Raw genomic sequence first — 24,989 nt, 5'->3', positions numbered from 1 at the left:
GGGCGCGTTCTCGGGACGCGCTGCGGCAGGTAGGGCCCGCTCTCCGAGCGCGGCCATGAAGAGAGAGCAGATGGTTACCATTCGGCTGCGCCGCCAGGGCGCCAAGAAGTCCCCGTTCTATCGCATCGTGGTGATTGATTCCGCCAACGCGCGTGAAGGTGCGTTCGTGGAAATCCTCGGCCACTACAACCCGCGCAAGTCGCCCGAGACCCTCGTGGTCGACCGTGAACGCCTGCAGTACTGGCTGAGCGTGGGCGCGAAGGCGTCCGACTCGGTCCGTACGCTGGTCAAGCGCGCCCCGGTGCCGCCGGTCGTCGCGGCCGCCGCCCCTGCGGCGACGGCGTAGATGGGCGACGTCCGCGCACTCGTGCAGGTCGTGGCCCGCGCGTTGGCTGACGACCCCTCGCAGGTGACGGTGACCGAAGGCGAACACCGCGGCATTTCCGTGGTCGAGGTCTTCATGGCACCGGGTGAGCTGGGACGACTCATCGGGCGGCAGGGCCGCACGGCGCAGGCGCTGCGCACGCTGGCGCAGACCACCGCCGAACGCGACGGCCGCAAGGTGCAGGTCGAGTTCCGCGACGGCAGCCCGCGTCGCTGACGAGGCGACCGTGGAGCGCTGGGAAGACATGGTGCTGGTGGGCCGCATCGCCCGTCCGCACGGGTTGCGCGGCGACGTCCTGATCGCGCCCGAGACCGACTTCCCGGAAGTGCGGTTCGCCGAGGGCGCGGCGCTGTTCGCGCGACGCGACGAGACGCTGGTCGCGCTCGAGATCGATCGATCGAGGGTGCATGCCGGCAAATTGCTCGTCGGCTTTCGGGGACTCGAGCGCATCGAGGACGTCGAGGGACTCGGGCGCGAACTGCGGATCCCGGAGTCGGCGCTCGTGCCGCTGCCCGAGGGCGAGTACTACTGGTACCAGTACGTCGGCGCGCCGGTGCAGACCGAGGCGGGCGAATCGGTGGGGACCGTGGTGCGGGTCGAGCCCACGGGCGGGTCGGGCATGCTGGTGGTGCAGCGCGGGACCGACGAAGTCCAGATCCCGCTCACGCCGTCGATGTGCCCGGTGCTGCGCCCGGATCTGATCGTGGTGCGGCCGCCCGAGGGACTGCTGGACCTGAACACCAGGGGGCCGAAGCGGCGTGCGCATCGACATCGTGACCATCTTCCCCGCCATGGTGCGGGCCGGCCTCCAGGAGGGGATCCTGGGGCGGGCGGTGGGCAACGGACTGATTGACCTGCAGGTACACGACCTGCGGGACTTCACGACCGACCGGCACAAGGTCGTGGACGACACGCCGTTTGGCGGCGGGCCCGGCATGGTGCTGAAGGCCGAGCCGATGTTCCGGGCGGTGGAGCATGTCCGGGACACGCGGGGGACGCCGGATGCGGTGTTGTTGCCGTCGCCCCAGGGGCGGCGCTTCACGCAGGCGGTGGCGGGGGAATACAGCCGCCGCGCGCACCTGGTGCTGCTGTGTGGGCGGTACGAGGGGGTGGACGAGCGGGTGAGCACGGCCCTGGTCACCGAGGAGGTGTCCATCGGTGACTTCGTGCTCTCGGGTGGGGAACTCCCCGCGCTCGTGATCGTGGATGCCGTGGCCCGTCTGGTGCCCGGCGTCGTTGGAGATGCGGAGTCGGTGGTTCGTGACTCCTTCACGCGCGGGTTGCTGGATCACCCGCATTACACGCGGCCGGCGAGTCTTCGCGGCCTGGACGTACCTGCGGTGCTGTTGTCGGGGCACCACGGCGAGATCGACCGCTGGCGACGCCAGCAGGCCCTGCGGCGCACGTACGAACGGCGACCGGACCTGCTGGCAGACGAGGCGCTGACCGACGAAGAGCGACAATGGCTGGCCGCGTGGACGGCTGGCGAGAGGAACGGAGCACAGTCATGACCCCGATCGAGACCATCGAAGCCGCGCAGCTCACCCAGCGCCCCGCCGTCAAGTCCGGCGACACCGTCCGCGTTCACGTCAAGGTGCGTGAGGGCGACAAGGAGCGCATCCAGGTGTTCGAGGGCCTCATCATCGGCATGCACCGCGGCAGCACGCGCGCGTCCATCACCGTTCGCAAGGTCTCGTTCGGCCAGGGCGTGGAGCGCATCTTCCCGCTGCACTCGCCGGTCATCGACAAGATCGAGGTCATCCGCACGGCGAAGGTTCGCCGCGCCAAGCTCTACTTCCTGCGCGCCCTCCGCGGCAAGGCGGCTCGCATGAAGGAAGCGACCCGCAAGGTCACCCCGCAGGCCTAGGCGGCGCTGGGCTAGCGGCTCGCCGCCAGTGCGCGGACCTGAAGGTCCGCGCCTACGTACCCATCAGGGTCGTAGCCGTCGACCTTCAGGTCGACGGTTGGCGCCGACCCTCCTCGCCCGAGCCAGCGCATCCCACGCGCCACGTCGATGGCACCCGGTCCCGCTCGGTCGCGGCTCATTGCGCGTCGCAACCTCGAGAACGCGCTCCGGCGTGCCGGTCACCTGTGCGTGGCCGGCGTCGATGAAGTCGGGCGGGGCTGTCTTGCCGGTCCCGTGACGGCCGCCGCCGTCGTGCTCGACCCAAACAGGCCAATTGCCGGCCTGCGTGACTCCAAGCTCCTCACGCCCGACGCCCGCGTCCGCCTGCACGACCGCATCGTGCGCCGCGCGGTCGCCTGGCGCGTCGTCTCGCGATCGGTTGCCGACATCGACACCCTCAACATCCACAGGGCCTCCCTGGCCGCCATGCTGGATGCGGTGTTGGGATTGGTCCCTGCCGCCGATTACGTCCTTGCGGACGGTTTTGCCATCCCCGGCCTCTCGTTGCCCCACCAGGGCCTCGTGAAAGGCGACCAGCGGTGCGCCTGCATCGCGGCCGCCTCGATCATCGCCAAGGTGACCCGGGATCGGCTGATGGTGGCGATGGACCAGGAGGATCCGCGGTACGGCTATGCCCGGCACAAGGGCTACGCCACCGCCGAGCACCTGGCCGCCATCCGGCAGCATGGGTTGAGCGACGCGCACCGGCGCAGCTTCCGCCGCGCGACCCTGTTCGACCTCCTGATCGACGACGACGATATCGGTTGCTGATGAGCATTCGCGAGGAACTGACCCGCCAGGCCGAACGATCTCTCCGCCTGGGACGGGTGGACGAGGCAATTGCGCAGTACCAGGAGCTCGCGCACCTTGCGCCCGTCGACTGGGGACTGGTCAAGCAGTTTGCCGACCTGCTCGAGCGCGCCGGCCAGCGCGAGAGCGCCGCGCGGCAGTTTGCGCGCTGGGCCGATCACCTCTTCGTCGAGGGCTTTCACTCGAAAGCCGCCGCCCTGTACAAGAAGGTGCTCAAGCTCGAGTCGGCCGACGAGCACGCGCTGTGGCAACTCGGTGAGGTTTCGCTCCAACTGAAGCTCCGGGCCGACGCGCGCCTCGCGTTCCAGCGCGTGGCGGAGATTCGCCAGCGCCGAGGCGATGCCGCGGGCGCGGCTGCTGCCCGTGAGCGACTGGCGAGCCTCGACGGCATGCCCGTCGTGCCGACGGCGGCGCTTGCCACCCCTCGGGCGTATGCGCCGGTGCAGGCGCCTGCTGCTGCGCCCATCGTGCCGCCCATCGTTCCGCCACCCTTGCCGTCACTTCCGCCGCGTCTCACCGGAGCGTCGGCGACCGAAGGCGTGACGGTTCACGCACCCGTGGCCCCTGCTCCCGAGTCCGTCGCGGAACGCCTGGCGCGCTTGCGCCGCGAGGCCGAAGACGCCGACGCCCGCGGCGATCGTGACGCTGACGCGGCCTGGCAGGCGGTGCTGGCGGCCGACCCCGCCGACGTGGCGGTGCGCCTCAGGCTCGTGCACGCCGCGACCAATCGCGGTGACCTCGACGTGGCCTCGCGCCTCGCGGTCACGCTCGACGCGTCCGAGGATCCGGCGTTGGTCGCGCTCGTGGATCTCGCACACCAGCGCGGCCGGTCTGCCGATGTCGAGCGCCTGATCGCGGATCGCGTCCATGCCGGGGGACTGCCGGCACACGTGTTCGGACCGGTCGACGCGCTGTCGGCCCGGCGGCCCGGCGCCGCCCGTGCGGCACTCGCCGCGGCGGTCGGCGCCTGGGTGGTCGCGGGGCAGCCCGGGTACGCCGTTGCCGCGCTCGAACAGGCGGAGGCACGCGGCCTGCTCACGACCGCGCTGTACCTGCAGTGGGTGGAGATCTGCGTCGATGCCGGCCTGCCCGGGCTGTCGCGTGCCCAGCGAGCGCTCGCGGGCGCATATCGGTCCGAGCATCGGCTGGCCGAAGCGCGTGCGGTGGCCGAGGACGTGTTTGTGCGCGATGCCGGGGCAGAGCCCTCGCGCGCACTGCTGCTCGACATCCTTGATCGCGAGGGTGTCGACGATCCGCACCGAGTGCTCGTGGACCTGCTGACGCCACCGAGTGACAGAGCGGAGCAGGGCGACGACAAGAGTCTTCCGGAGGTCGCGGCGCCGGCGATTGCGTGGCCCGTCGTCGCCGACGCGCCGCCCGCGGCGGACGAGCCGTTCGAGGCGCCGGACATCGACGCCGTCCATCACCTCCTGGGCGCGTCGACGGCGGCACCGTACGTGCCGCAACCGGTCGTGGCCGCCGCGGCAGCGTGGCCTGCCACGTCCGATACAGAGGCACTGTTTGACTGGTCCGATCTGCTCGGCCGCGACCTGGAGCAGTTCCCGGCGCCGATCACCGCCTCCTCGCCCATGGATGCGTCGGTTGCTGATGTCGCGAGCACCGTGCCGGATCCCGACGTCAGCGCCGTGCCGGTCGATGCGCCGCTCGTAGTCCCGGCGCCCGTGGAGTCCGCAGCCGCCGAGTCCGAGTCCGAGCCTGAGCCCGAGTCCGAGTCCGAGCCTGAGCCCGAGTCCGAGCGGGAGGCTGAGCCCGAGCCCGAGCCGGAGGCTGAGCGCGAGTCCGAGCCCGGGCCCGAGTCCGAGTCCGAGTCCGAGCCTGAGTCCGAGCCTGAGTCCGAGCCCGAGTCCGAGCGCGAGTCCGAGCCCGAGCCCGAGTCCGAGCCTGAGGGCGAGCCGGAACCTGGGCCGGAACCGGCTCCAGTCCAGGCGACAGTCTCTGATGTGCCCGAAGTCGTCGAGCGCACCTCTACGCCCGAGCCGTTGCGGGAGCTTCCAGTTGCCGCCGCACCGGACACGTCACTGGTTGCCGACGCATCCCCGCTGCGCATCGGTGACCTGCGCGCGCAGCCGCTGTACGCCGATGACGCTCCACTGCAGCCGTCTTTCTCGATGCCGGCGGCGTGGCTCAGCGAATCGCCGGTGCCCGCGTCTGCCGACGCGCCACGGCGCCGCGCGCCGGCAGACGACTTCTTCTTCGACGATGACGCGACGCCAGCCCGGTGGGCCCATTCATCGGCGCGCACCGGGTTGTTCGCGGCGTCGCCGGCAGTGCAAGGCGCGAGTGACCGTTCTCGCGACGCCGAGCCATCGCTGGACCTGCCGGAGGAACCCGCGGTCCTCCCGTCCGCTGCGGAGCCTCACGCAGAGGACCCGGCTGTCGACGCGGACGCAGGGCCGACGTCGCCAGCCAATGTCGAGGAGCCGGACATGCCACCCCCAGGGGATGGCCGCCCCGAGCCGGGCGAGTGGCGGCACGATCTCACCGAGATGCTGCCGGTCGAGGAAGAAGTCGACCTCACCCAGTTGCTCGAAGAGCTGAAGCAGTGGGACCCGGTGCTGCCCGAGCCGCGTGTCCGCCAGCGGGAAGAGCCCTCTGCGGATGTGATGCCTGTCGACACCGCCGAGGATGCGGCGGTCATTGACCGTGTCGAAGTTGCCCAGGCGGCCGCGCCCGCCCCACAAGCCGAGGGCCCGACGCTGAACCAGTACCCGCCGGCATCGTCTCCGGACGATGATCCTGCCTCGGGAACCGCGGAGCTCGAGGCCGTCTTCGCCGACATGCAGCGCCACACCGACGATCGCATGGTCGCCGAGCAGCAACTTGCGGCTGGCCGCGTGTTCCTGGCGGCCGGACTCGTCTCCGAAGCGGCTCGTGCCTTCGAGCGCGCGTCGCTGGAGCCGCGGTCGCGGTTCGCCGCGACGCTGGCCCTGGCCGAGCTGCACAAGTCTCGCAGCCAGATGCTCGATGCGGTCGGGTGGTACGAGCAGGCGGCGATGGCGCCCGTCCCCGATGCTGCGGTCAAGCGCGCGGTGCTGTACGATCTGGCTGAGTCGCTCGAGGCGCTCGGCGAGTCCGATCGCGCCCTGGGCGTGCTGCTGGACCTGCTGTCGCAGGTCGAGGACTATCGTGATGCGCGCGCACGGCTCGATCGGCTGCTGCGCGTCGATGCCGGAGGCTAGTCGTTTCCCTGTTCAGTCGCGTGTTGCTCGCCCTTTACCTGCTCGAGGCGGGGCTGCTGCTGATCCTGGCGCCCTGGACGCAGTTCTGGGATCGCAACTACTTCGCGGCGCTCCAACCGCTGCTCGCGACGTGGTTGACGCACCCGTTCGTGCGTGGCGCGGTCTCTGGCGTCGGCATCGTCAGCGTCGTCGCGGCGGTGATGGAGATTGGCAACATGCTGTCGCGGCGCGCGGTGGCACCACAGGCGCCGGGCGCGTAGCATGTGGCCGCCGCGTAGCGTCGCCATCACCGATCGTCGGCATCTGGCGGCGCGCGGTGACGGCGGCGAGGATGACGCGCTGGTCGCTTTCGTGGCGGCCATGGCCACGGCGGGAGTGGATGCCGTGCAGGTACGTGAGCGGGACTGGCCCGATGCCCGAGTGCTGCGCGTGACGCGGGCGGCAGTCAGCGCCGTGCGAGGCAGTGCGTGTCGGGTGTTGGTCAACGAACGCGCACATGTCGCGGTGGCGGCGGCTGCGCACGGCGTTCACCTGCGGGGCACGGGGATGCCGGTACGGCGGGTACGCTCGGCCTGGCCGGAGCGCCTGCTGATCGGCCGGTCGGTGCATCCCGGTGACGACGACGCGGACGCGGCAGGTGCGGACATGGTGATGTTCGGGACGGTCTTTGCGTCAGGCTCCAAAGCGGCCGATACCCAGGTCGCCGGGTTGCCGGCGCTGACCGCCTGGGCCGACCGGCCAGGCATGGCACCGGTCGTCGCCATCGGCGGCATCGGCGTCGATCGTTGCGCCGCGGTGCGTGACGCCGGCGCCTGCGGCATCGCGGGCATAGGCTTGTTCGTACAGGCCTGGCAGCAGGGGCCGTCGGCGCTGGCCGCCGTCGTCCGCGAAGTTCACGCGGTGTTTCGAGATCGGGAGCGGGCAGAGTGACCGTTGGCGAACGTTTGCGCGAAGCACGGGAGCGCCAGAAGGTCTCGCTGCATGCGATTGCAGAGAAGACCAACATCTCGGTGCGCTTCCTCGACGCGATCGAGAAGAATCAGTTCGACAAGTTGCCCGGGGGCATCTTCACCCGCGGCTTCATCCGGTCGTACGCGTCGCAGGTGGGCCTCGACCCGGACGCCGCCGTGGAGCAATTCCTCTCCGACGAACCGACGCAGCGCGACGACGACATCGACCAGGCACCGGCGCGAACGCAGGGGGACGGCCCGACCCTCGCCACGTTCGTCCTCGCCGGACTCGTCGTCATGATCGTGGCGCTCATGTTCGTCTATCTGCTCAAGCCTGGGTGGCTTGGACTGGACAGGGTGTCCGCACCGTCGCAGCAGGCCTCGGCGCCGGATGCCACGAGTGCACCCGCACCCGCCGCAACTGATTCAACCGCTCCTGCCGCCTCGGCCTCGCCCGGCGCTTCCACCGCCACCACCACCGGCGCCCGTACCCCGACTGAGAACACCAGCCCACCGGCCCCTGCCGCGGCATCGACGCAGGAATCGGTTCCCGAATCTCCCAGGTCACCGCTGCGCCTCGTCGTAGCCCCGTCGGGGCGCTGCTGGGTACAGGTCACTGCCGACGGCCAGATGCGCGTCGCGCGCGAGGTCTCGGCCGGTGAGCGCATCACCGTGGACGCCGCAGAGCGGTTGCAGGTCGTGGTCGGCGATGCGGGCAACTTCGCCTACGAGTTGAACGGTCGTCCAGGCAAGTCGCTCGGCCGCGCGGGGCAGGTCGCCCGCGCGACCATCCAGCCGGCGACGGTCCCGCAGTTCCAGGCTCCCTGACCCGTGTACCTGGGCGTCGGCTCTCCTGTCGTCGGGCTGTTCCTGTCGTCCGACGTTCCTCGCGACGTTCGCCTCCTCGCGGCGCGCGGTCTCGTGATGGCGGAAGGGCAAGACCGCCTCGCGCTGCTGGCGCTGTTGACGACCGATGCCGACGTCGAAGTGGCCTCGTGCGCCAACGCGACGATTGCAGCCATCCCCACCAGCGCGTTGCGACGGTTCATCGAGCGTGACGACGTCCCCGGGGAACTCCGTTCGTGGTACGCGCCCTACGTGGCCACGGTCGAGGAGATTGCGGTCGACGACCCGGACGCGCCTGCCGAGCGACGCCTTGCACCTCGCGATGGTCCACTTGCCTCCGACGATCCCGATGCGCCGCTCGACGCCGACCCGGCGGTGATCGAGGCGATCGCCGCGGTGGCGGCCGACGAGGACGAGGCGGTGCATCAGCTGCTCACAGCGCTGCCCGTGCCCGACAAGATCAAGATTGCGACGCTCGGACGCCGCGAGCAACGGTCGATCCTCGTGCGCGACCCGAATCGCATCGTGTCCACCGCGGTCCTCGCGAGCCCCAAGCTCACGGACACGGAAGTCGAGAACTTCGCGCGGATGCAGAACGTGTCCGAGGAAGTGCTGCGCATCATCGGTACGAGCCGTGCCTGGACGAAGAAGTACGGCGTGATTGCGGCGCTCGTGAAGAACCCGAGGACGCCTCCCGCGGTGTCGCTGCCGCTGATGATGCGCCTCGTCGAACGCGACGTGAAGGGACTGTCGGTCGATCGCAACGTGCCCGAGAGCGTGCGGCTGGCGGCACGCAAGCAGTTGAACGTGCTGCAGTCGCGCAAGTCCTGAGCCGTCAGCGCTGCTTCGATCGTGCGCCGCGCGTTGCTCCGGCCGGTGGCTTGCGTGCGCTCTTGCCGCGCTCCAGCGAGCCAGCGCCCCACTCCCGCCGCATCTCGGCGATGCCTTCCATGAACACCGCGGCCTTCTCGCGATCCTCTTCGCTCGTGAGTTGCTTGAACAGATCGATGGCGTTGCCGAAGTCGTCGCCGATGGTCGAGCGTGTCGCGTTGAAGTAGAGGGTCCGCAGTTGCTCGAGCACGGTCATGCGTGGCTCCGGTGGCGGCGCAGCGCGGAGCGCAGCGCCACGAGTGGCAGGCAGGTCAGCACGTCCTGCGGCGTGAGCCAGGCGCGCCGGGCGGTGAACGTGGCCCAGTGCAGGTGCTCGAAGCCGGCCACCGCATGCGCGTCGCTCGAAAGGACGATCTTCACGCCACGATCGCGGGCGAGCCGTGCGTGTCCGTCGTGCAGGTCGCGCCGATGCGGCTGGCCGTTGATCTCGAGGGCGACGCCGAGGCGTGCCGCCTGCGCAATCACGGCTTCGACGTCGAGGCCGGATGCCTCGCGGCGCAGCAGCATGCGTCCCGTGGGGTGCCCCAGGACGTCCACGTACGGGCATTCCAGTGCCCGCAACACCCGCTCGGTCATGCGCTCGGGTTCCTGCGACAAGGCCGAGTGCACCGAGGCGATCACCACGTCGAGTTGCGCGAGACAGTCGTCGGCCAGGTCCATGGTGCCGTCGGCACGGATGTCGCACTCGATGCCCGCCAGCAGCGTGATGCCGTCGATCTCGTCGCCAATCGCGCGCACCCGCGCCGCGTGGGCGAGCGCCCGATCTTCGTCGAGGCCGTTGGCCATCGCCAGTGCCTGGCTGTGATCGGTGATCGCGAGATACGACAAGCCGGCGTCTCGCGCGGCGAGCGCCATGGCGCGGATCGTATCCTTGCCATCGGTGGCGGTGGTGTGGCAATGCAGATCGCCACGCAGGTCGTCGCGCTCGACCAGAGCGGGCAGGCGTCCATCCCGCGCGGCCTCGAACTCGCCCCGCTGCTCGCGCAGTTCCGGTGCAATCCACGGCAAGCCGAGCGCCTCGTAGATGTTCGCCTCGCTGTCGCCGGCGATCCGGATGTCGTCCTCGAGGCGGAACAGGCCGTACTCGTTCAGCTTCAGTCCCAGTCGTACCGCGCGATCACGAAGCTCGATGTTGTGAGCCTTGCTGCCGGTGAAGTATTGCAGCGCGGCGCCGCGCGAGGCTGGCGGCACGAGCCGCAGATCGGCTTGCAAGCCCTTGCCGAGGCGGACGCTGCTCTTGGTCGGCCCCTGCCCGAGGACACGCTCTACGCGCCCGAACGCCACGAAGTGTTCCATCACCTCGGGACCGGCACCAGTTGCCAGCACGTCGAGATCACCGCACGTCTCGGCGCCGCGCCGGAGGCTGCCGACGAGATCGAAGGTGGCGTCCGGACAGACGGTCCTCAGATGCGTGATCAACGCGTGCGCCTGCTGCCACACCTCGGACGCGAGATACCGTCCGGCAAACGCCTGGTGATCCTCGATCGCCTTGCGCAGCGCCGCTTCCTTGCCCGGCCCCATCCCCTTGACGCCGCGAACGCTCCCGGAGTCCAACGCCAGTTTGAGCTCGTCCACCGAGCCGATCCGGAGCTCCTTGTAGAGGAGCGCCGTCGTCTTCGGCCCCACGCCCTGCAGGCGCAGGACGTCGAGCAGCCCGGCCGGGAACTCGGCGGCCAGCTCGCGATGGAACGTGGATCCCCCCGTCTCGATCAGCTCGGTCACGCGCGTCGCGATGTCCTTGCCGATTCCGGGCAGGCCGCGCAGGTCGGCAGCGGAGAGCGACGCGACCCGCTCGCCACAGTCGCGGACGACCTGCGAGGCATTGCGGTATGCGCGGACCTTGAACGGGTTGTCCCCGCGAATCTCGAGCAGGTCGCCGATCTCGGCGAGGACGCGGGCGATGGCGACGTTTTCCACGGGAGGTCCGGGTAGGCTCGCGCCCGGAGGCACGCAGGATCGTGGTCATTATAATGACCCTCGGCCCAGCGCGGGGCGGTCCGGCGGCACGGTCGTCGAGCTTCCGCCGCCCCGAGGCCCCATCGATGATGCAGCGCGACAGACGACGACACGTGGGGCAACTGATGCTGGCCGGATTCCGCGGGCACTCGATCCCGGTGGAGCTCCGTTCGCTTGCCCGCGACTTCGACCTCGGCGGCGTCGTGCTGTTTGCCCGCAACGTGGCCGAACCGGCGCAGGTGGCCGAACTCGCGCGCGAGGCGGCGGAACTCTCGCGATCGGCCCCCGTGTGGGTCGCCATCGACCAAGAGGGTGGCCGCGTCCAGCGGGTCAAGGCGCCGCTGACGATCTGGCCGGCCGCCGCCGTGCTCGGTCGCGCCGATGACCTCGATCTCACACGGCGCTTTGCTCGTGCGCTGGCACGAGAGCTGCGCGCGATGGGCATCACGTTCGACTTCGCGCCGGTCCTCGACGTGTTGACGCGCAAGGACAACCCGGCCATCGGTGATCGGTCGCTGTCGAGCGATCCGGCCGTCGTCGCGCGCCACGGCGTGGCGCTGGTGCGGGCCCTGCAGCAGGAAGGGCTGCCGGCATGCGCCAAGCATTTCCCGGGGCACGGTGACGCATCGGTCGATTCACACGAGGACCTCCCGGTGGTTGACCTCTCGCCCGATCGACTGGAGCACGTGGAATGGGTCCCGTTCCGTGCCGCCATCGACGCCGGCATCGATGCCGTGATGTCCGGCCACCTGCTGGTGCCCAGCCTCGACGAGCACTCGGCGGCGACGCTCTCCCCGGAGGTGATCACGGGCCGCCTGCGCGGACAACTCGGGTTCGGCGGGCTGGTCCTGACCGACGACATGGACATGAAGGCGATCTCGCTCCGCTTCGAGCCCGGCGCGGCTGCGGCTCGGGCCATCGCGGCGGGCTGTGACGGCGTGCTTCAATGCGGCGGTGATCTCGATCGCGTCCATGCCGCGCTCGAAGGCCTCGTCCGCGCCATCGAGGACGAGACGCTGCCGGCCACGAGGGTCGACGAAGCGTTGGCGCGCCATGCCGAGCTGAAGGCTCGCTACCTCTCGGAGGACGCGCGACGCCGCGCGCCCGCGGCGCCCACGCTCAGGGACGTCATCGGCTCGGCCGAGCATGCGCTCGTCGCCGAGCAGATGCGGCAATTCGCGTGACGGCGGTCCGCCCGTTCGTCCGGCCGCGTGCGTTACGCCCAGGAGACCGCGTCGCCCTCATGACACTCGCGAGCCCATGTCGTTCCGAGGACGTCGCGGCCGGTGCCGACCAATTGCGGACTCTTGGATTCGAGCCTGTCGTCATCGCCCAGGTCAATGCCGGCCCCGGCCCCGCGTACGTGGCCGGGGCGCCGATGTCACGAGCGGCGCAACTGCGTGATGCCCTTGTCGATCCCGGCATTGCCGCCGTGATCGCTACGCGTGGCGGCTACGGGTCGGCACAGCTGCTGCCATTTCTCGACTGGGCCGAGGTCCGTGCCGCCCGCACGCTGCTGATCGGGTACAGCGACATCACTGCACTGCTCGACGCATTCGCGGGACGGGCGGGCCTGGTCAGCGTGCACGGCCCGATGGCGGAGGGACGCCTCGCGCGCGGCGCCAGTGCCTTCGATCCCGACTCATTCCTGCGCATCGTCGGCGAGCCCGTACCGTTCGGGAAGATCGCGGCGCCACGAGCGCGCACCCTGCAACCGGGCGCGGCGCGTGGTGTCTTGCGAGGGGGCACGTTGACGCAGATCGCGGCCCTGTTGGGCACACCGTGGGCGTTCGTGGCCGCCGAGCCGACGATCCTGTTCGTCGACGAGGTGAACGAGCGTCCCTACCGTCTTGATCGACTGCTGTGGCAGTTGCGCGCCGCCGGCGTGTTCGACGGCGTCTCCGGCGTGGTGCTGAACGAGTTGCCTGGCTGCGACGAACCGGACGGGAGCGTCACGGCCCTCGACGCGGTGCGTCATGCGCTGGCCGGTTTCGATGGACCGATTGTGGCAGGCGTGCCGAGTGGGCACACCGCCGGCGTGATGATCACGCTGCCGATCGGCGTGCAGGTCACGCTGCATGCCGGAACCGATGTCTCGCTCTCGATAGACGAGCCGGCCGTGGCCTGACGAGGACTGCAACGTGCACATTCACCTGATTGGCGTCGCCGGCACGGCGATGGCCACCCTTGCCGCCATGTTGCAACGGCGGGGCCACCACGTCACCGGTTCGGATGCCGGCGTGTATCCGCCGATGAGCGACTTCCTGCGGGCCGAGCGCATCGAGGTGTTCGAAGGCTACGACGCAGCGCACGTGGATGCCGGAGCCGACATGGTGGTAGTGGGCAATGCCATCTCGCGAGGCAACGTCGAGCTCGAGACCGTATTGGAACGACGCCAGCGCTACTGCTCGCTGCCGGAACGGATTCGCGACGAATTCCTGTGGGATCGCGACCCGATCGTCGTCTCGGGCACGCACGGCAAGACCACGACCACGAGCATGGTGGCGTGGGTGCTCACGTACGCCGATCTCGACCCGTCACTCCTGGTTGGCGGCATCGCCGGCAACTTCGACGCGAGCTATCGCCTCGGCGCGGGGCGCGACTTCGTGATCGAGGGTGACGAGTACGACAGCGCGTTCTTCGACAAGACGGCGAAGTTCCTGAAGTACGTGCCTCACACCGTCATCGTCAACAATGTCGAGTTCGATCACGCCGACATCTACCCCGATGTCACAGCGATCCTGACCGCGTTCACGCGCCTTCTGAGGCTCGTACCCTCCACCGGCCGCGTCTTCATCGGCATCGACGACGCGGGGGCGGCCTCATTGGTCGGTGCGGCCTTCGGCGTCGTCGAGACATTCGGCTTGTCGGATGGTGCGCATTGGCAGGCGCGTGAGCTCGCCGCCGGACCGGACGGGACGTCGTTCACGGTGACGCGGGCCAGCGAGGTGTTGGGACACGCGCGGGTGCCGATGACCGGGCTCCACAACGTACGCAACGCCCTGGCGGCCATTGCGGTGGCCGCCTCGCGAGGCGTACCGTTTGACGTCATCGCGGCGGCGCTCGCCGGGTTTGCTGGCGTCAAGCGGCGCATGGAACTGCGAGGCGTCGCTGGCGGCGTCTCGATCTACGACGACTTCGCGCACCATCCGACGGCGATCACGGAGACGCTGCGGGGCGTGCGACGGGCTCACCCCGACGCGCGCGTGTGGGCGATCTTCGAGCCCCGGTCTGCGTCGAGCTGCCTGCGCGTGTTCCAGGCGGCGTTCACCGATGCGTTTGGTGACGCCGACGAGGTGATCCTCGCGTCCGTGTTCCGCACCAACCTTGCCGACGATCGGCGCCTCTCCGTACCGGACCTCGTGCACGATCTGTCGGCCCGCGGTCAGCACGCACGCCACATCGACGGCACCGCCGCGATCGTGGAGGCCGTCGCACGCGAGGCGCGCCCCGGCGATCTCGTGATCGTGATGTCCAACGGCGGTTTCGACGACATCCACAACCGGCTGCTCGATGCGTTGCGCGCGGGAACTGCCGGATGAGCGACGGCTGGCGTCTCGAGTGGCTCGGTGACGCGGCGCTGTCGGTGCACGCCATCGACGGCTCGCCGCTCGCCGCCAATGCGTTCATCCACCGCCTGGCGCAGCGCCTGCGGATGGCACAGGTCGCGGGTGTGCGCGACGTCGTGCCGGGGATGCGCGAACTGGTCGTGCATGTCGACCCGTTGCGTTGTGACGTGCGGCAGGTGGCGCTGGCGCTGCGGGCCACCGAGGCGGACGGGGAGGCAGCCACTGTCGGATTCGCGGTGGAGGTGCCTGTCGTCTATGGAGGCGAGGTTGGTCCAGACCTGGAGGACGTCGCGCTGGCGTGCGGTCTCGCGCCGGAGGAAGTGTGCCGGCGCCACGCGGCCGTCGACTACGTCGTCTGCTTCGTGGGGTTTGTCCCGGGATTTCCCTACCTCGGTCCGCTCGACTCGCGGCTGCACCTGCCCCGACGAGCCACGCCGCGGCCGAAGGTTCCACCTGGGTCGGTGGCGATTGCCGGTGCCTATTCGGGCATCTATCCGTCGGCGAGCCCAGGCGGGTGGCACATCATCGGCCGCACCGACATGTCCCTGTTCGATCTGGGCGCCACACCGCCGGCCCGCCTGGCGCCGGGAACGCGAGTGCGGTTCGTCAGACGCGAGGCCGCCTCGCGATGAGTGCGCCCGGGCTGACCCTGGTTCGCGCCGGACTGCACACCACCGTCCAGGACGCGGGACGCTGGGGCCATCAGCACCTGGGGGTGCCGGTCGGTGGCGCTCTCGACCTTGACGCACTGCGTCGCGCCAACACCCTGGTCGGCAACGCCCCGGGTGAGGCCGCCCTCGAGGTCACGCTCGTCGGCTGCGCCCTGCGCGCCGAAGTGCCGATGCACGCGGCGGTCACGGGCGCGACGTTCGACCTGGATGTGCATGGCCGGCCGATGGCGGCCGACTCCGCGATCGCCCTGGCTGCCGGCGATCTCCTGACACTGGGTGAGCGGCGCGGCGGAGCGCGCGCGTGCGTGGCCGTCCGCGGCGGCATCGACACGCCACTCGTGCTCGGGAGTCGAAGCGCCTGGCCGCTGGACACGCGGCGGGGTGCGTTGACCGACGGCTCGCGCCTTGCGATCGGTTCGCGCGTTGCCGGGCCAGTGCGGCCCGGGCGATTGCCGGGTTCGCCGCGGACGAACGTGCTCAGGGTGGTCGCCGGCCCTGACGCGCCAGTCGCGGCAGACGCGCTCGTTATCATGTGCACTAACACTTACATGATCACCGCAGGAGCGAGCCGGATGGCATATCCGCTCGACGGTGCGCCGATGCACCTGCTGATGCCCGATCGCCCGTCGAGCGGCACAGTCACTGGTGCGATCCAGGTCCTGCCGTCGGGACTGCCGATGCTGCTGATGGCCGAACGGCAGACGACCGGCGGCTATCCGGTCGTCGCCATCGTCATCACTGCCGATGTCGGCCAGGCCGCCCAACTCGCTCCGGCCGACGATGTCCGCTTCGAGTTGGTGAGCCATGCCGACGCTGTTCGGGCGCTGTTCGAGCAGGATGCCAGGGCGAGAGAGATCGCATGAGTCGACCGTTCGAGCTGTCGCGCACCTTTGTCGAGGCGCTGAGGACCGCGGCTCCAGCCGCCACCGTCGAGCGCGACGCGGCGCTGGCGCGGTTGACAACCCTTCGCGTCGGCGGTACCGCCGACCTGCTGGCTTCGGTGACATCGGCGACCGACACCGTGACCGTGGTTCGCCTGGCGAGGGCCAACGGCGTGCCGGTGACGGTCCTGGGCGGCGGATCCAATGTCGTCGTCGCCGACGCCGGCATCCGTGGGCTGACCGTGCGCGTCCATGGCGGGGAAGTGCGACTGGACGGCCCGGAGAGTGCGCGCGCCGACGCCGGCGTGACCATCAACGGGCTGGTGCGTTGGCTCGCCGGGCGCGGCCTGGCCGGCCTCGAGGCATGGGCAGGGACGCCCGGTACCGTGGGCGGGGCCATCTGCGGCAACGCCCACTTCCAGGGTCGCTTGATCGGCGAGCACGTGCGCAGTGTCCGTGTGCTGCAGCCCTCCGGCGAGGTCATCGACCTACCCGTGGAGGCGATGGCGTTCGGCTACGACCGCAGCCGCATCCAGCACTCGGGTGAGGTGGTGCTGTCGGTGCTGTTTGCGGTCACGCCTGGCGGCTCGCCCGAGGCGCTCCGTGCCGAGGCGAGGACGTCGCTCGCGTTCCGCAAGCGGACGCAGCCCTTGCATCAGTCCAGTGCCGGCTGCATCTTCCAGAACCCCGGCCCCGAAGACCCGGTCCCCGAGGGCGTGCCGCGATCCGCGGGTGCGCTGATCGATCGCGCCGGGCTCAAGGGCGCACAGGAAGGCGGGGCCGCTGTCTCCGCACTCCACGCCAACTTCATTGTCGTGGCGCCGGGAAGTCGAGCCGCGGACGTGCGGGCGCTCGTCGACAGGTGCCGTACGGCCGTCGCCCACGCCAGCGGCGTGCACCTGCACGAAGAGATCGTGTACCTCGGTCAGTGGGACCATTCACGGGAAAGGGAGCGCTGACATGTCCGTGTTGTGCGTGCAGGGGGGCCGTCGCCTCGAGGGCGTCGTGACCGTCGGCGGGAACAAGAACGCGGCCCTGCCGCTGATCGTCGCGAGCTTGCTGACGACCGAGCCGGTGACGCTGCACAACGTCCCGCGGATTCGCGACGTCGACGTGTTGCTCGAACTGCTGCAGGGACTCGGATCGACGGTCGAGGGGCACGGCACGAGCACGCTGGTTCTTCGCGGCGCGGAACGACCAGGCGCGACGCCGGACGGGCAGCTCGTCGGACGCGTGCGCGCATCGCTGTTGCTGATGGGTCCGCTGCTGGCGCGATGCGGGCAGGTGCACCTCGCCCCGCCTGGCGGAGACTTCCCGTCACGGCGGACGCTGTCCACGCACGTCCAGGCGCTGACGGCGCTCGGCGCCCGGCCTGTCGAGGGCGCCGGCCACGCGTTCGAGGCGCCCGACGGGCTGCGAGGCGCCTCCTTCTATCTCGACGAGGCCTCGGTCACCGCGACCGAACTCGCAGTGCTCGCAGCGGTGACTGCGCACGGCGAGACCGAGATCCGCCACGCGGCCACCGAGCCGCACGTCATCGAACTGTGTGCGCTGCTCTCGGCGATGGGCGCACGCATCGAGGGCGCCGGGTCCTCGAGGCTGCGTGTCCACGGAGTCTCGAAGCTTGGTGGGGCAACCCACACGCTGCGCGGCGACTACATCGAAGCCGGGACCTGGGCGGTGATCGCGGCGGTGACACGCGGTGCGATCGAGGTGCGCGGCGCCGAGCCCGAGGATCTCGAGCCGATCGTCAGCGTCCTGCAGCGGATGCAGGTGCCCTGCGACATGAGCGATGGTGCGGTGCACGTGCGTGCTGGTCGATGTGTGGCCACTGGCCGGCTGGTGACAGGGCTGTGGCCGGGGTTTCCGAGCGACATGGTCAGCCTGTTCACCGTGCTGGCGACACAGGCCCAGGGCCGGACGCTGATCCACGACTGGATGTACGAGCTGCGGCTGTTCGCGCTCGAGCAACTCAGCGGGATGCGCGCCGACATCTTCCTGTGCGACTCGCATCGCATGGTGGTGACGGGGCCGACGCCGTTGCGTGGGCGTCACCTCGACACGCGCGACCTCCGATCGGGCATGGCGTTGATCGCGGCGGCCCTCGCCGCCGACGGCGAAAGCGTGGTCGGACCGCTCGAGACGGTCGAGCGCGGCTACGCCCAGGTGGTCGAGCGACTGACGGCCCTGGGCGCTGTCGTCGCGCGAGAGGATTAGGCAGGGACCGCTCTCCGAGCGGTCCGAGGCCTCGACCCGCTTCCCGAATGGGCCGAGGGACCAACTGCGGTATGAAGATGGATGGCTCAGAGACGGTATGAACAGGGACGGCTCAGAGAGCCGTCCCTACCTACCGTGGCGGTGTCGGCGGGTTGGGCGCCGGCGGCAGCGTGCGAGGCGGCACGGTCCGCTGCTCGGGGATGCTCGGCAACTGCGGGAACGGCTGCGCCCCCGGAGGGTTGTCGGCGTCTGGCTGCGGTGGCTGCGCCGGGCGAATCGGCAGCGGCGTGACGGTGCCTTCGAATGGGCCCCCGGCCGGCCCGCCTCCCCGGCCCGCGAGGAACGGACGCAGGTCCTCTTCGTCGAGGTCGAGCACCCGGATGATGCGCGGCGTGAGCATCAGCACCACGTCGGTCTGCTGTGTCTCGCGTTCGTTGCTCGCGAAAATCTTGCCGACGACCGGGATGTCGCTGAGCCCGGGAATCCCCTTGAGGATCGTCCGCTCGTTGTCGCGGATCAGGCCGGCGAGGAGATTCGTCTCGCCGTCGTGCAGACGAATGGTCGTCGTGATCGCCCGCGTGTTGAAGGTCGGCAGCCCCGAGTACCCCGTGCCCGCGACGCTGCTCACCTCGATCTTCACCGCCAGGCTCACGTCGTCGTCGTGGTGCGCCCGCGGCGTGATGTCGATGTTGACGCCGACGTTGCGGTACGTGAACGACGTGATTGGCTGCTGGTTGACGCCCCCGGTTGCGATGGGGGCGAACGTGACTTGCGGCACCGGGACTTCCTCACCGAACCTCGCCTGGGCCGGCAGTCCATCGGAGGTTCGCAACTGCGGGTTCGCGAGCACGCGCGTGTCCGTGTCCTGCTTGAGCAGCCGATAGTACAGTCCGGGCAGGTTCGTGAAGAACACGTCACCCTTGCCCAGGTTGGTGAGTTGTTCGAGTGTCAGCCCGCCTGGCTGGTTGATGTCTATCTGGCCCGCGATCCCGACGTCGTTGCCCGGCGAGAGAATCTGGATGCCGTACTGCTTGAACCGCGTGCGATCGACCTCGAGCAGCTCGACGTCGATGACGACCTCGGCGCGTGCCTTGTCGATTGCCGCGATCAGCCGAGATGCGGCCTCGATGCGCTCGGGTGTGTCCTTGATCGAGATCGCGTTGGTCGCCGTGATCGGCGACAGGCGCCGCGCGTCGACGACGATGCGCAGCAGATCGAGGGTCTCCTTCAGGTCCGCGTTGCTCAGGTAGAACGTGCGGATCACTTCCTCTTCGTACTCGCGGCGCTTGGCGGCCGTGTCGGGCACCACCGTGACTGTGCTCGGCGCGGTGACACGCCAGAAGGTGCCGGTAGCGCGCGCGATCGCGTCCAGCGCCGACGGGAGCGTGGAGCCGCGTAGGTCGATCGACATCGGTACGCTGCGGAATTGTGGGTCGAAGACGATGCTGATGCCGGCAAACCTGGCCAGCGAGGTGAGCACGTCCCGGCTCCCGGCCTCGCGGAACACCACGGAGTCGGGGAGCGTGACGTCGGGCAACTCGCGGCCCTGCATCGGCAGGGCGCGCGCGCGGCTGATCAACGACTCGAGTTGGGTGCCACCGTCCTTGCGTATGGCCATCTTCGTGCGCAAGGCGGTCCTGGTCTCGCGCACCGCCGTCTCGGCATCGGCATTGGCAGGGTTCAGTTCGAGGGCCAGCTCGAACTCGAGCAGCGCCTCCTCGTAGGTGCCGCCGCCGGCGAGGCGACGCCCCTTCGCCAGGTGCTGCGCCGAGGCGCGCAGCTTCGCGCGTTTGAGGACGACCGCGATCTCCTTGTCGTCGGGGTCGGCCACCTGCGCCTGCGTGTACGCGACGATGGCGTGGTCGAAGTCTTCGCGTTGCTCGGCGAGTTGACCAACCTTGTAGGCGTCTGGCGTCGTGGCGCACGAGGCCAGTGTGCTGGCCAGCACCAACCCGATGGCCAGTCGTGCGGCGGCGCGGGGCCCGCCGCGATCACTCCTGCGTGACGACATCGACACCCTTGGGCATGGTGAACACGAACCGGCTGTCGGCCACGCCGACATTCTCGCGCAAATTGCCGAAGCTGAACGTGGAGGTGCCGCCCTGGCCGTCGACGACGATCAGTTGCCGCATGGCAAACGACGTCCCGTCCACGACCAGCGTCAGCGTGTCGTACTCGGGTTCGGGGCGAATCGGCCGGAGGCGCAGGGCTCGACTGCCCGTCGCGCCCGCCGGCACCGGAACCTCCTCGGCCCGGAAATCGCGGAGCAGGTCCCCGCGGCCCGCGAGGAAGAGGATCGGCGTCGGTACTCGTCCCGATTCCGGCATGGCGCTGACTCGTACCTGCTTATCGGCCGGAACGTAGAAGTACATGCGTGTGCCGTCGGCGATGAACAGTTTCTTCTCGGGCGACTCGTAATCCCAGCGCATCCGTCCCGGCTTGCGGATGGCGACGGTGCCACGCTCGACTGTCTTCCGCTTGAGGGCGCCGCCGACGTACGCCTGTTCGAAGCTGGCGGTGAAGTCGCGTACTTGCTGATAGTGCCCCTGGACGGCCTTGGCCAGGGCGTCGGAAGGGGCGGGCTGGGCTGGGGCCGACGGCGCGGTAATGGCCGTCATGGCGAGGCACGCGAGGAGGATCGAGCGTCGGGTGGGCATGGGTAATCCTTTGACGTGCGCAGGCCCCGTCTCGTCGGATGTCGCGCTTACGCCTGCCACGGCCGCCCTTGGCGCTTGGCGGCCACGAAATCGCGGATGGCCGAGACATCGCGGGTGTTGAGGACCTGGGCTTTCGTAATCCCCGCCCGTCGCGCCAACCCGACGCCGAACCGCATCTGCCGGCCCAACCGGTCGGCCATGTGGCAGTCGCTGTCGACCAGCATGGGTGCGCCGATGGCCGCGGCTGTTTCGGCGAGCGGGGAATCGAGGTCGAGGTGGCCCGGTGCGCCGTCGATCTCGACCGCCGTGCCCGTGCGCGCAGCGTGCTCGAACAAACGCTCGAACGCGAGCGAGTAACCGGGCTGACGGCCGGGTGAGCGGTTGGCCGGATGGGTGATCACGTTGACCAATGGATGCCGCATCACGCGCTCGTAGCGTTGCAGGAGGCGCGCGGGCGAGTGGCCATGGCTCTCGTGCAGGGAGGCCAGCACGATATCCAGCCGCTCCAGCACTGCGTCGGGCACGTCGAGGCTGCCGTCTTCCTGGATGTCGCATTCGATGCCGTGCAGGATTGTGATGCCGGGCACCAGCGCGCGGACCGCGGCGATCTCGCCGGCCTGCTCGGCGATGCGCTCGAGCGTGAGGACGCGCGACGCCTTCGCCGTCGGCGAATGATCGGTGATCGCCATGTACCCGTAGCCGAGCGCGCGGGCGGCGTGCACCATGCCGGCAACGCTGTCCCGACCATCGCTGTACACCGTGTGCATGTGCAGATCGCCGCGGATGTCCTCGACCTCCAGCAACGTCGGCAGCGTGCCTGCCAATGCCGCCTCGATCACGTTTGGACGCGACCGGAGTTCCACGGCAATGAAGGGCAGGTCGAGGCGCGTGTAGAGCGCGCCTTCGTCGGCCAGTGGGACCGCCGTGCTGCCGTCCAGCAAGGCCTCTCGCGTCAGCGCCAGCCCCGCCGCGGCCGCGCGCGCCTTGAGTGCGCGGACGTGCCCGCGCGGACCGGTGTACCACGCCAGGCTGGTCGCCACGGACTCCGGCGTGACGGCATGCACGACGATCGGCTCCGGCTCGGCGGCCACCGCGACGGCGTGAGCGCCAGCCACCACGAGTACGTCACGGGGCAAGGCGTCGGCCGCCCTCCGGCTCCACGCGGCGGGCTCTTCGGTGACGGCGAGCAGCGCGACATCAGGGCTGACGGGATCGGTGCGGCGCAGGCCGCCCACCATGTGCCAGGCATCCGGCGTGCCGGCCGCGGTCGCCAGTTCCCTGCGTACCTGTTTGGCCTGCATCCACGCGCGGCCGAGCGGGACCAGCGCGTCCTCCGGGCCCTCGGGCGCCAGCAGGTCGACGAGATCGGCCGGCAGATGCCGTTCGAGATCGGCCTCGAGCAGCACGTCCTCGTCGGCGACCCGGTGCCGCAGCGGGTGCTGCCCGTGACGGATCAGCGCGCGAGCGCCTGCCGGCAGTCGCCGCTGCATGTGGGCGATCTCGTCATGATCGGCGCGTCGAACTCTTTCGAGGAGTTCGGAGTCACGCAGGGCGAGCAATCCCTGCGCGTCGAGCGATCGGCGCAGCAGGCTCCATGGCGTGCGCGGCTGGTGATCGAGCACCCGGCGGATCGAGGTGGACAGATGTGCCCAGTGCGCGGCTTCGGGCGCACGCCCCAGGGCCCGACACAGGCCGGCCATGTGGTCCAGCGTATCGGCCACGACGACGGGGGAGCGACGGCGGAGATGGAACAGGGCGCTGGCTCCGGTCAGTGCATCCGACAACTGCCGGGGCCGCGTGGATCGCCGCAGGAGCCGCAGGCAGCGGGTGCGGAGGGGAAACTGGTGCTACCGGAGACGTGCGCGGCAAACGTCGAGACCTGCTTGCGAAGGTCCGGTTGGTCGCATTGCGGGCACTGGTCCGGTTGCCGACCATTCAGGACGATGGCTTCGAAGCGGTGGCCACAGTGGTCGCAGCGGTATTCGAAGATGGGCACGATGGGACCATTATAGAAATGCCCAATGCCTGATGCCTAATGTCCGATGCCTAATGCCCAATGGGGTCTGCCGCGCGCCGGCCTCGCCGAAGCCAAGGGCGAAGGCGGGTGTGCTACAATTTGCGTTCGGTCAACGGGCGGAAGGGTCGCCTGAGGCCGAGCGACGCAGGTCTGGCCCGGCCGCGAGCCAGCCGCGCGGCCGTCTCCCCCGAGACGGTCGGAAGCAGAAGTGGGCGGCTAGCTCAGCTGGGAGAGCGCCGCGTTCGCAACGCGGAGGTCGGGAGTTCGAGCCTCCTGCCGTCCACCAACACATCAACGCCGCACGAGCCCCTGGCTGCTGCGGCGTTTGTCGTTTCCGACCTCCGCTTTCAGCCCCTGTTGCCGATGAGCCTCACGCGCGACGCGTTTCCCATCCGGTTGCGTAAGCTCGAGGTCACACTCGCGGTGTGCCGGTGCGACCCCTCAGCCGCAGTCGAGCCGTGGATGCAGCAAGGACCCGTCTGGTCGATCACGCGAACGCCGGACGAGTTGTCCATCGTCTGTCCGATCGACCGCGTGCCGGCGGGCGTGCGTCACGAAGGACCGTTTACGGCCTTCGTGGTCGCCGGTCCCCTTGACTTCTCGCTCACCGGCATCGTTTCCCGGCTGAGCTCGCCGCTCGCCGGCGTGGACATCCCCGTCTTCGTGACCGCGACATTCGACACCGACTTCGTGCTCGTGCCAGCGGCGCGTGAGCTCGACGTACGTCAGGCGTGGCTCGCCGCGGGGTTGGCGATAGACACGTAAGCGCGGAGAAGAATGGCGAACGAAGGTCATGGGTGAAGCCCGTGCTGCCGAGTTTGATCTCGTACGCATTCAGTGCCTCTTTCACGGTGCCTTCGCGCCCGCGCCAGCATGTACCGGCAACATCCGGGAGTCATCATCGGGGCGCAGTTCTTCGTTTGGGGCGCCGCAGGCGGGTTCGAGACCCTGAACGTCAGCGCCGTCGAGGACGAAATGGGGAATCCCACTCCCACCGACGTTCCGGAGCCCACATTGCTGGTGCTGGTGGGCGGCGCCTTGCTGAGCGTGGGCGCCGTGTCGCGCCAACTCCGCTGAGCCGGTCTCTTGATAAGGTTGAATGGACGGGCCTGTGCGTCGACGACGTACGGGCCCCTCGTGCGTGTACCGGGATGACCGTCCTCACAAGGGCACACCCCGACCAGAGCGAGACGATGGCGGGACCGCCGCATCCGCTCGTTGCTGGCACTTGGGGAGGGCAATCGGAGTGGCACGACCCTTGGTGTGGAGAGAGGCAACAGGCCAAGGAGGTCAACGATGATGTCCCTTCCCACGCTCGCCACGATCCGCCCCCACATCGCCCTGGTCACGATCCTCGCGGGCGCCAGCGCCTGTGCCTCGGGGCCATCCCAGGTGCCCGGCACTGCCGGCCTTGCTTCGGGGACGCCTGCGAGCGTGCAGTCTGCAGTGTCGGCGCCGGTGTTGCTCTCGTGCCCGGCCGGGCAGCAGGCGCTGATGCGCCAGGTCGTTGTCTCCGGCGCGGTCGTGCCGCAGGTCGAATGCGTGTCCGCGGCGCCCATGGCGACCCCGGTCCTGGGGACGCCGCTTGTCGCTGCCGCCCCGGTGGTCCCTGTGAGTCCGATGACCCCGACATACGTATCCGCGCCCGTGGGCGGATACCAGCCGGTCGCCGCGGCGCCGGTGCGCAGAGTTGCCTCGAGCCCACAGGCCAGGCGCGTCGCCTATGACAACGACATCGTCGAGTACCGTCGGCCGGCGACGCGAAGTTGGCAGAAGAGCGCGTTGATCATCGGGTCGGCCGCTGGCGCTGGGGCAGGCGTCGGGGCGGCCACCGGCGGCAAGAAGGGCGCACTCATCGGTGCGGCGATCGGCGGTGGCGCGGCCACCGTATGGGATCAGGTCACTCGGCGCCAGCCGCGGTAACCCGTCCGGCTCACTCGGCAGGGGCGTTCCCAGCGCGGGAACGCTCCCGTTTGCGTTTATACTTCAGCAGTCCACAGCGTGATCCACGCTGGATTCCCCGTTTTTTTCTT

The 24,989-nt window shown here is 69.7% G+C and carries 28 protein-coding genes and 1 tRNA gene; 22 read left to right on the top strand and 7 right to left on the bottom strand.

Annotation, left to right across the window (positions count from 1 at the left end; translation table 11 throughout):
* Window positions 1-70: 70 nt before the first annotated feature.
* Genes rpsP through rplS form a run of 5 tightly spaced genes read left to right on the top strand, consistent with a single transcriptional unit; the run spans window position 71 to window position 2,252 of the window.
* Window positions 71-346 carry a 30S ribosomal protein S16 gene (gene rpsP, locus LuPra_RS21035; RefSeq protein WP_110172567.1) on the top strand — a complete coding sequence of 92 codons (276 nt, stop codon included), beginning with the start codon at window positions 71-73 and terminating at the stop codon, window positions 344-346.
* Window positions 347-601, top strand: a complete 255-nt coding sequence (locus LuPra_RS21030) for a KH domain-containing protein (protein WP_110172566.1) — start codon at window positions 347-349, stop codon at window positions 599-601.
* 10 nt (window positions 602-611) lie between these two features.
* Window positions 612-1,238: a ribosome maturation factor RimM gene (rimM, locus tag LuPra_RS21025; RefSeq protein ID WP_110172565.1), complete on the top strand. Its 627-nt coding sequence runs from the start codon at window positions 612-614 to the stop codon at window positions 1,236-1,238.
* Window positions 1,144-1,896 carry a tRNA (guanosine(37)-N1)-methyltransferase TrmD gene (gene trmD / locus LuPra_RS21020; protein WP_110172564.1) on the top strand — a complete coding sequence of 251 codons (753 nt, stop codon included), beginning with the start codon at window positions 1,144-1,146 and terminating at the stop codon, window positions 1,894-1,896. The genes rimM and trmD overlap by 95 nt, the downstream gene beginning before the upstream one ends.
* A complete protein-coding gene (rplS, locus tag LuPra_RS21015) occupies window positions 1,893-2,252 on the top strand; it encodes a 50S ribosomal protein L19 (protein WP_110172563.1) in 360 nt (119 codons plus the stop codon). Before trmD ends, rplS begins: the two co-directional genes overlap by 4 nt.
* A gap of 11 nt (window positions 2,253-2,263) precedes the next feature.
* Here the strand turns inward: rplS and LuPra_RS32600 are convergent, their stop codons facing one another.
* Window positions 2,264-2,431, bottom strand: coding sequence for a hypothetical protein (locus tag LuPra_RS32600; RefSeq protein WP_162271255.1), 168 nt, complete (start codon window positions 2,429-2,431; stop codon window positions 2,264-2,266).
* A 49-nt stretch (window positions 2,432-2,480) separates the two neighbouring features.
* Between LuPra_RS32600 and LuPra_RS21010 the strand changes: the two genes are divergently transcribed.
* From LuPra_RS21010 to LuPra_RS20985, 6 genes are read left to right on the top strand one after another with little or no spacing between them, the layout of a single operon-like run.
* Window positions 2,481-3,062: a ribonuclease HII gene (locus LuPra_RS21010; RefSeq protein WP_234800489.1), complete on the top strand. Its 582-nt coding sequence runs from the start codon at window positions 2,481-2,483 to the stop codon at window positions 3,060-3,062.
* Window positions 3,062-6,301, top strand: a complete 3,240-nt coding sequence (locus LuPra_RS32160; RefSeq protein WP_157899493.1) for a hypothetical protein — start codon at window positions 3,062-3,064, stop codon at window positions 6,299-6,301. Before LuPra_RS21010 ends, LuPra_RS32160 begins: the two co-directional genes overlap by 1 nt.
* Window positions 6,302-6,321: 20 nt before the next feature.
* A complete protein-coding gene (locus LuPra_RS21000) occupies window positions 6,322-6,561 on the top strand; it encodes a hypothetical protein (RefSeq protein ID WP_110172561.1) in 240 nt (79 codons plus the stop codon).
* Between the two features lies 1 nt (window position 6,562).
* Window positions 6,563-7,231, top strand: coding sequence for a thiamine phosphate synthase (locus tag LuPra_RS20995; RefSeq protein ID WP_110172560.1), 669 nt, complete (start codon window positions 6,563-6,565; stop codon window positions 7,229-7,231).
* The gene (locus LuPra_RS20990; RefSeq protein WP_110172559.1) at window positions 7,228-8,079 is read left to right on the top strand and encodes a helix-turn-helix domain-containing protein; all 852 of its coding nucleotides are present in this window, start codon (window positions 7,228-7,230) and stop codon (window positions 8,077-8,079) included. Before LuPra_RS20995 ends, LuPra_RS20990 begins: the two co-directional genes overlap by 4 nt.
* Window positions 8,080-8,082: 3 nt before the next feature.
* The gene (locus LuPra_RS20985) at window positions 8,083-8,928 is read left to right on the top strand and encodes a hypothetical protein (RefSeq protein WP_110172558.1); all 846 of its coding nucleotides are present in this window, start codon (window positions 8,083-8,085) and stop codon (window positions 8,926-8,928) included.
* Between the two features lie 4 nt (window positions 8,929-8,932).
* Here LuPra_RS20985 and LuPra_RS20980 read toward each other — a convergent pair whose 3' ends face one another.
* A complete protein-coding gene (locus LuPra_RS20980) occupies window positions 8,933-9,184 on the bottom strand; it encodes a hypothetical protein (RefSeq protein WP_110172557.1) in 252 nt (83 codons plus the stop codon).
* Window positions 9,181-10,905 carry a DNA polymerase/3'-5' exonuclease PolX gene (gene polX / locus LuPra_RS20975; protein ID WP_157899492.1) on the bottom strand — a complete coding sequence of 575 codons (1,725 nt, stop codon included), beginning with the start codon at window positions 10,903-10,905 and terminating at the stop codon, window positions 9,181-9,183. Before polX ends, LuPra_RS20980 begins: the two co-directional genes overlap by 4 nt.
* Before the next feature lie 125 nt (window positions 10,906-11,030).
* Here polX and nagZ point away from each other — a divergent pair, with 125 nt between their 5' ends.
* Genes nagZ through murA form a run of 7 tightly spaced genes read left to right on the top strand, consistent with a single transcriptional unit; the run spans window position 11,031 to window position 18,282 of the window.
* Window positions 11,031-12,128 (top strand): beta-N-acetylhexosaminidase, encoded by a 1,098-nt coding sequence (gene nagZ, locus LuPra_RS20970; RefSeq protein ID WP_157899491.1) that lies wholly within the window; start codon window positions 11,031-11,033, stop codon window positions 12,126-12,128.
* 59 nt (window positions 12,129-12,187) lie between these two features.
* Window positions 12,188-13,072 (top strand): S66 peptidase family protein, encoded by an 885-nt coding sequence (locus tag LuPra_RS20965; RefSeq protein WP_110172554.1) that lies wholly within the window; start codon window positions 12,188-12,190, stop codon window positions 13,070-13,072.
* Window positions 13,073-13,085: 13 nt separating this feature from the next.
* A complete protein-coding gene (gene mpl, locus LuPra_RS20960; protein WP_110172553.1) occupies window positions 13,086-14,486 on the top strand; it encodes a UDP-N-acetylmuramate:L-alanyl-gamma-D-glutamyl-meso-diaminopimelate ligase in 1,401 nt (466 codons plus the stop codon).
* Window positions 14,483-15,145 (top strand): 5-oxoprolinase subunit PxpB, encoded by a 663-nt coding sequence (gene pxpB / locus LuPra_RS20955; RefSeq protein ID WP_110172552.1) that lies wholly within the window; start codon window positions 14,483-14,485, stop codon window positions 15,143-15,145. Before mpl ends, pxpB begins: the two co-directional genes overlap by 4 nt.
* Window positions 15,142-16,047, top strand: coding sequence for a 5-oxoprolinase subunit C family protein (locus tag LuPra_RS20950; protein ID WP_110172551.1), 906 nt, complete (start codon window positions 15,142-15,144; stop codon window positions 16,045-16,047). Before pxpB ends, LuPra_RS20950 begins: the two co-directional genes overlap by 4 nt.
* The gene (gene murB / locus LuPra_RS20945; protein ID WP_110172550.1) at window positions 16,044-17,024 is read left to right on the top strand and encodes a UDP-N-acetylmuramate dehydrogenase; all 981 of its coding nucleotides are present in this window, start codon (window positions 16,044-16,046) and stop codon (window positions 17,022-17,024) included. Before LuPra_RS20950 ends, murB begins: the two co-directional genes overlap by 4 nt.
* 1 nt (window position 17,025) lies before the next feature.
* Entirely contained in the window at window positions 17,026-18,282 is a 1,257-nt protein-coding gene (gene murA, locus LuPra_RS20940) for a UDP-N-acetylglucosamine 1-carboxyvinyltransferase (RefSeq protein WP_110172549.1), read from the top strand.
* A gap of 130 nt (window positions 18,283-18,412) precedes the next feature.
* Here the strand turns inward: murA and LuPra_RS20935 are convergent, their stop codons facing one another.
* The 4 genes from LuPra_RS20935 to LuPra_RS34635 form a co-directional block, all read right to left on the bottom strand.
* Complete coding sequence (locus LuPra_RS20935; protein ID WP_157899490.1) at window positions 18,413-20,293, bottom strand: type II secretion system protein GspD; 1,881 nt, start codon at window positions 20,291-20,293, stop codon at window positions 18,413-18,415.
* Window positions 20,274-20,939, bottom strand: coding sequence for an outer membrane lipoprotein periplasmic chaperone LolA (gene lolA, locus LuPra_RS32155; RefSeq protein WP_157899489.1), 666 nt, complete (start codon window positions 20,937-20,939; stop codon window positions 20,274-20,276). The genes LuPra_RS20935 and lolA overlap by 20 nt, the downstream gene beginning before the upstream one ends.
* A 47-nt stretch (window positions 20,940-20,986) precedes the next feature.
* On the bottom strand, window positions 20,987-22,639 hold the full coding sequence (locus LuPra_RS20925) for a PHP domain-containing protein (protein WP_157899488.1): 1,653 nt from the start codon (window positions 22,637-22,639) through the stop codon (window positions 20,987-20,989).
* Between the two features lie 68 nt (window positions 22,640-22,707).
* Entirely contained in the window at window positions 22,708-22,935 is a 228-nt protein-coding gene (locus LuPra_RS34635) for an FmdB family zinc ribbon protein (RefSeq protein WP_157899487.1), read from the bottom strand.
* Between the two features lie 231 nt (window positions 22,936-23,166).
* On the opposite strand from LuPra_RS34635, the gene LuPra_RS20915 reads away from it, so the two are divergent.
* The 4 genes from LuPra_RS20915 to LuPra_RS20900 all read left to right on the top strand — a co-directional run bounded on the left by LuPra_RS20915 (window position 23,167) and on the right by LuPra_RS20900 (window position 24,879).
* Window positions 23,167-23,242: transfer RNA gene (locus LuPra_RS20915), tRNA-Ala, on the top strand.
* 77 nt (window positions 23,243-23,319) lie between these two features.
* Window positions 23,320-23,721, top strand: a complete 402-nt coding sequence (locus LuPra_RS20910; protein ID WP_110172545.1) for an ACT domain-containing protein — start codon at window positions 23,320-23,322, stop codon at window positions 23,719-23,721.
* A gap of 108 nt (window positions 23,722-23,829) precedes the next feature.
* Complete coding sequence (locus LuPra_RS20905; protein ID WP_110172544.1) at window positions 23,830-24,033, top strand: hypothetical protein; 204 nt, start codon at window positions 23,830-23,832, stop codon at window positions 24,031-24,033.
* A 219-nt stretch (window positions 24,034-24,252) separates the two neighbouring features.
* Complete coding sequence (locus tag LuPra_RS20900; RefSeq protein WP_110172543.1) at window positions 24,253-24,879, top strand: hypothetical protein; 627 nt, start codon at window positions 24,253-24,255, stop codon at window positions 24,877-24,879.
* The last annotated feature ends 110 nt before the right edge of the window (window positions 24,880-24,989 follow it).

The sequence above is a fragment of the Luteitalea pratensis genome, from assembly GCF_001618865.1.
GTDB lineage: Bacteria > Acidobacteriota > Vicinamibacteria > Vicinamibacterales > Vicinamibacteraceae > Luteitalea > Luteitalea pratensis.
Note: the sequence above shows the minus strand (reverse complement) of the source record. Positions and strands in the feature narration are given on the sequence as shown.

Coding starts and splice junctions, on each gene's coding strand:
- rpsP (WP_110172567.1), top strand. CDS start 71: ATGGTTACCATTCGGCTGCGCCGCCAGGGCGCCAAGAAGTCCCCGTTC.
- LuPra_RS21030 (WP_110172566.1), top strand. CDS start 347: ATGGGCGACGTCCGCGCACTCGTGCAGGTCGTGGCCCGCGCGTTGGCT.
- rplS (WP_110172563.1), top strand. CDS start 1,893: ATGACCCCGATCGAGACCATCGAAGCCGCGCAGCTCACCCAGCGCCCC.
- LuPra_RS32600 (WP_162271255.1), bottom strand. CDS start 2,431: ATGAGCCGCGACCGAGCGGGACCGGGTGCCATCGACGTGGCGCGTGGG.
- LuPra_RS32160 (WP_157899493.1), top strand. CDS start 3,062: ATGAGCATTCGCGAGGAACTGACCCGCCAGGCCGAACGATCTCTCCGC.
- LuPra_RS20995 (WP_110172560.1), top strand. CDS start 6,563: ATGTGGCCGCCGCGTAGCGTCGCCATCACCGATCGTCGGCATCTGGCG.
- LuPra_RS20980 (WP_110172557.1), bottom strand. CDS start 9,184: ATGACCGTGCTCGAGCAACTGCGGACCCTCTACTTCAACGCGACACGC.
- nagZ (WP_157899491.1), top strand. CDS start 11,031: ATGATGCAGCGCGACAGACGACGACACGTGGGGCAACTGATGCTGGCC.
- LuPra_RS20965 (WP_110172554.1), top strand. CDS start 12,188: ATGACACTCGCGAGCCCATGTCGTTCCGAGGACGTCGCGGCCGGTGCC.
- pxpB (WP_110172552.1), top strand. CDS start 14,483: ATGAGCGACGGCTGGCGTCTCGAGTGGCTCGGTGACGCGGCGCTGTCG.
- LuPra_RS20950 (WP_110172551.1), top strand. CDS start 15,142: ATGAGTGCGCCCGGGCTGACCCTGGTTCGCGCCGGACTGCACACCACC.
- murB (WP_110172550.1), top strand. CDS start 16,044: ATGAGTCGACCGTTCGAGCTGTCGCGCACCTTTGTCGAGGCGCTGAGG.
- murA (WP_110172549.1), top strand. CDS start 17,026: ATGTCCGTGTTGTGCGTGCAGGGGGGCCGTCGCCTCGAGGGCGTCGTG.
- LuPra_RS20935 (WP_157899490.1), bottom strand. CDS start 20,293: ATGTCGTCACGCAGGAGTGATCGCGGCGGGCCCCGCGCCGCCGCACGA.
- lolA (WP_157899489.1), bottom strand. CDS start 20,939: ATGCCCACCCGACGCTCGATCCTCCTCGCGTGCCTCGCCATGACGGCC.
- LuPra_RS20925 (WP_157899488.1), bottom strand. CDS start 22,639: ATGGCCGGCCTGTGTCGGGCCCTGGGGCGTGCGCCCGAAGCCGCGCAC.
- LuPra_RS20910 (WP_110172545.1), top strand. CDS start 23,320: ATGAGCCTCACGCGCGACGCGTTTCCCATCCGGTTGCGTAAGCTCGAG.
- LuPra_RS20905 (WP_110172544.1), top strand. CDS start 23,830: ATGTACCGGCAACATCCGGGAGTCATCATCGGGGCGCAGTTCTTCGTT.
- LuPra_RS20900 (WP_110172543.1), top strand. CDS start 24,253: ATGATGTCCCTTCCCACGCTCGCCACGATCCGCCCCCACATCGCCCTG.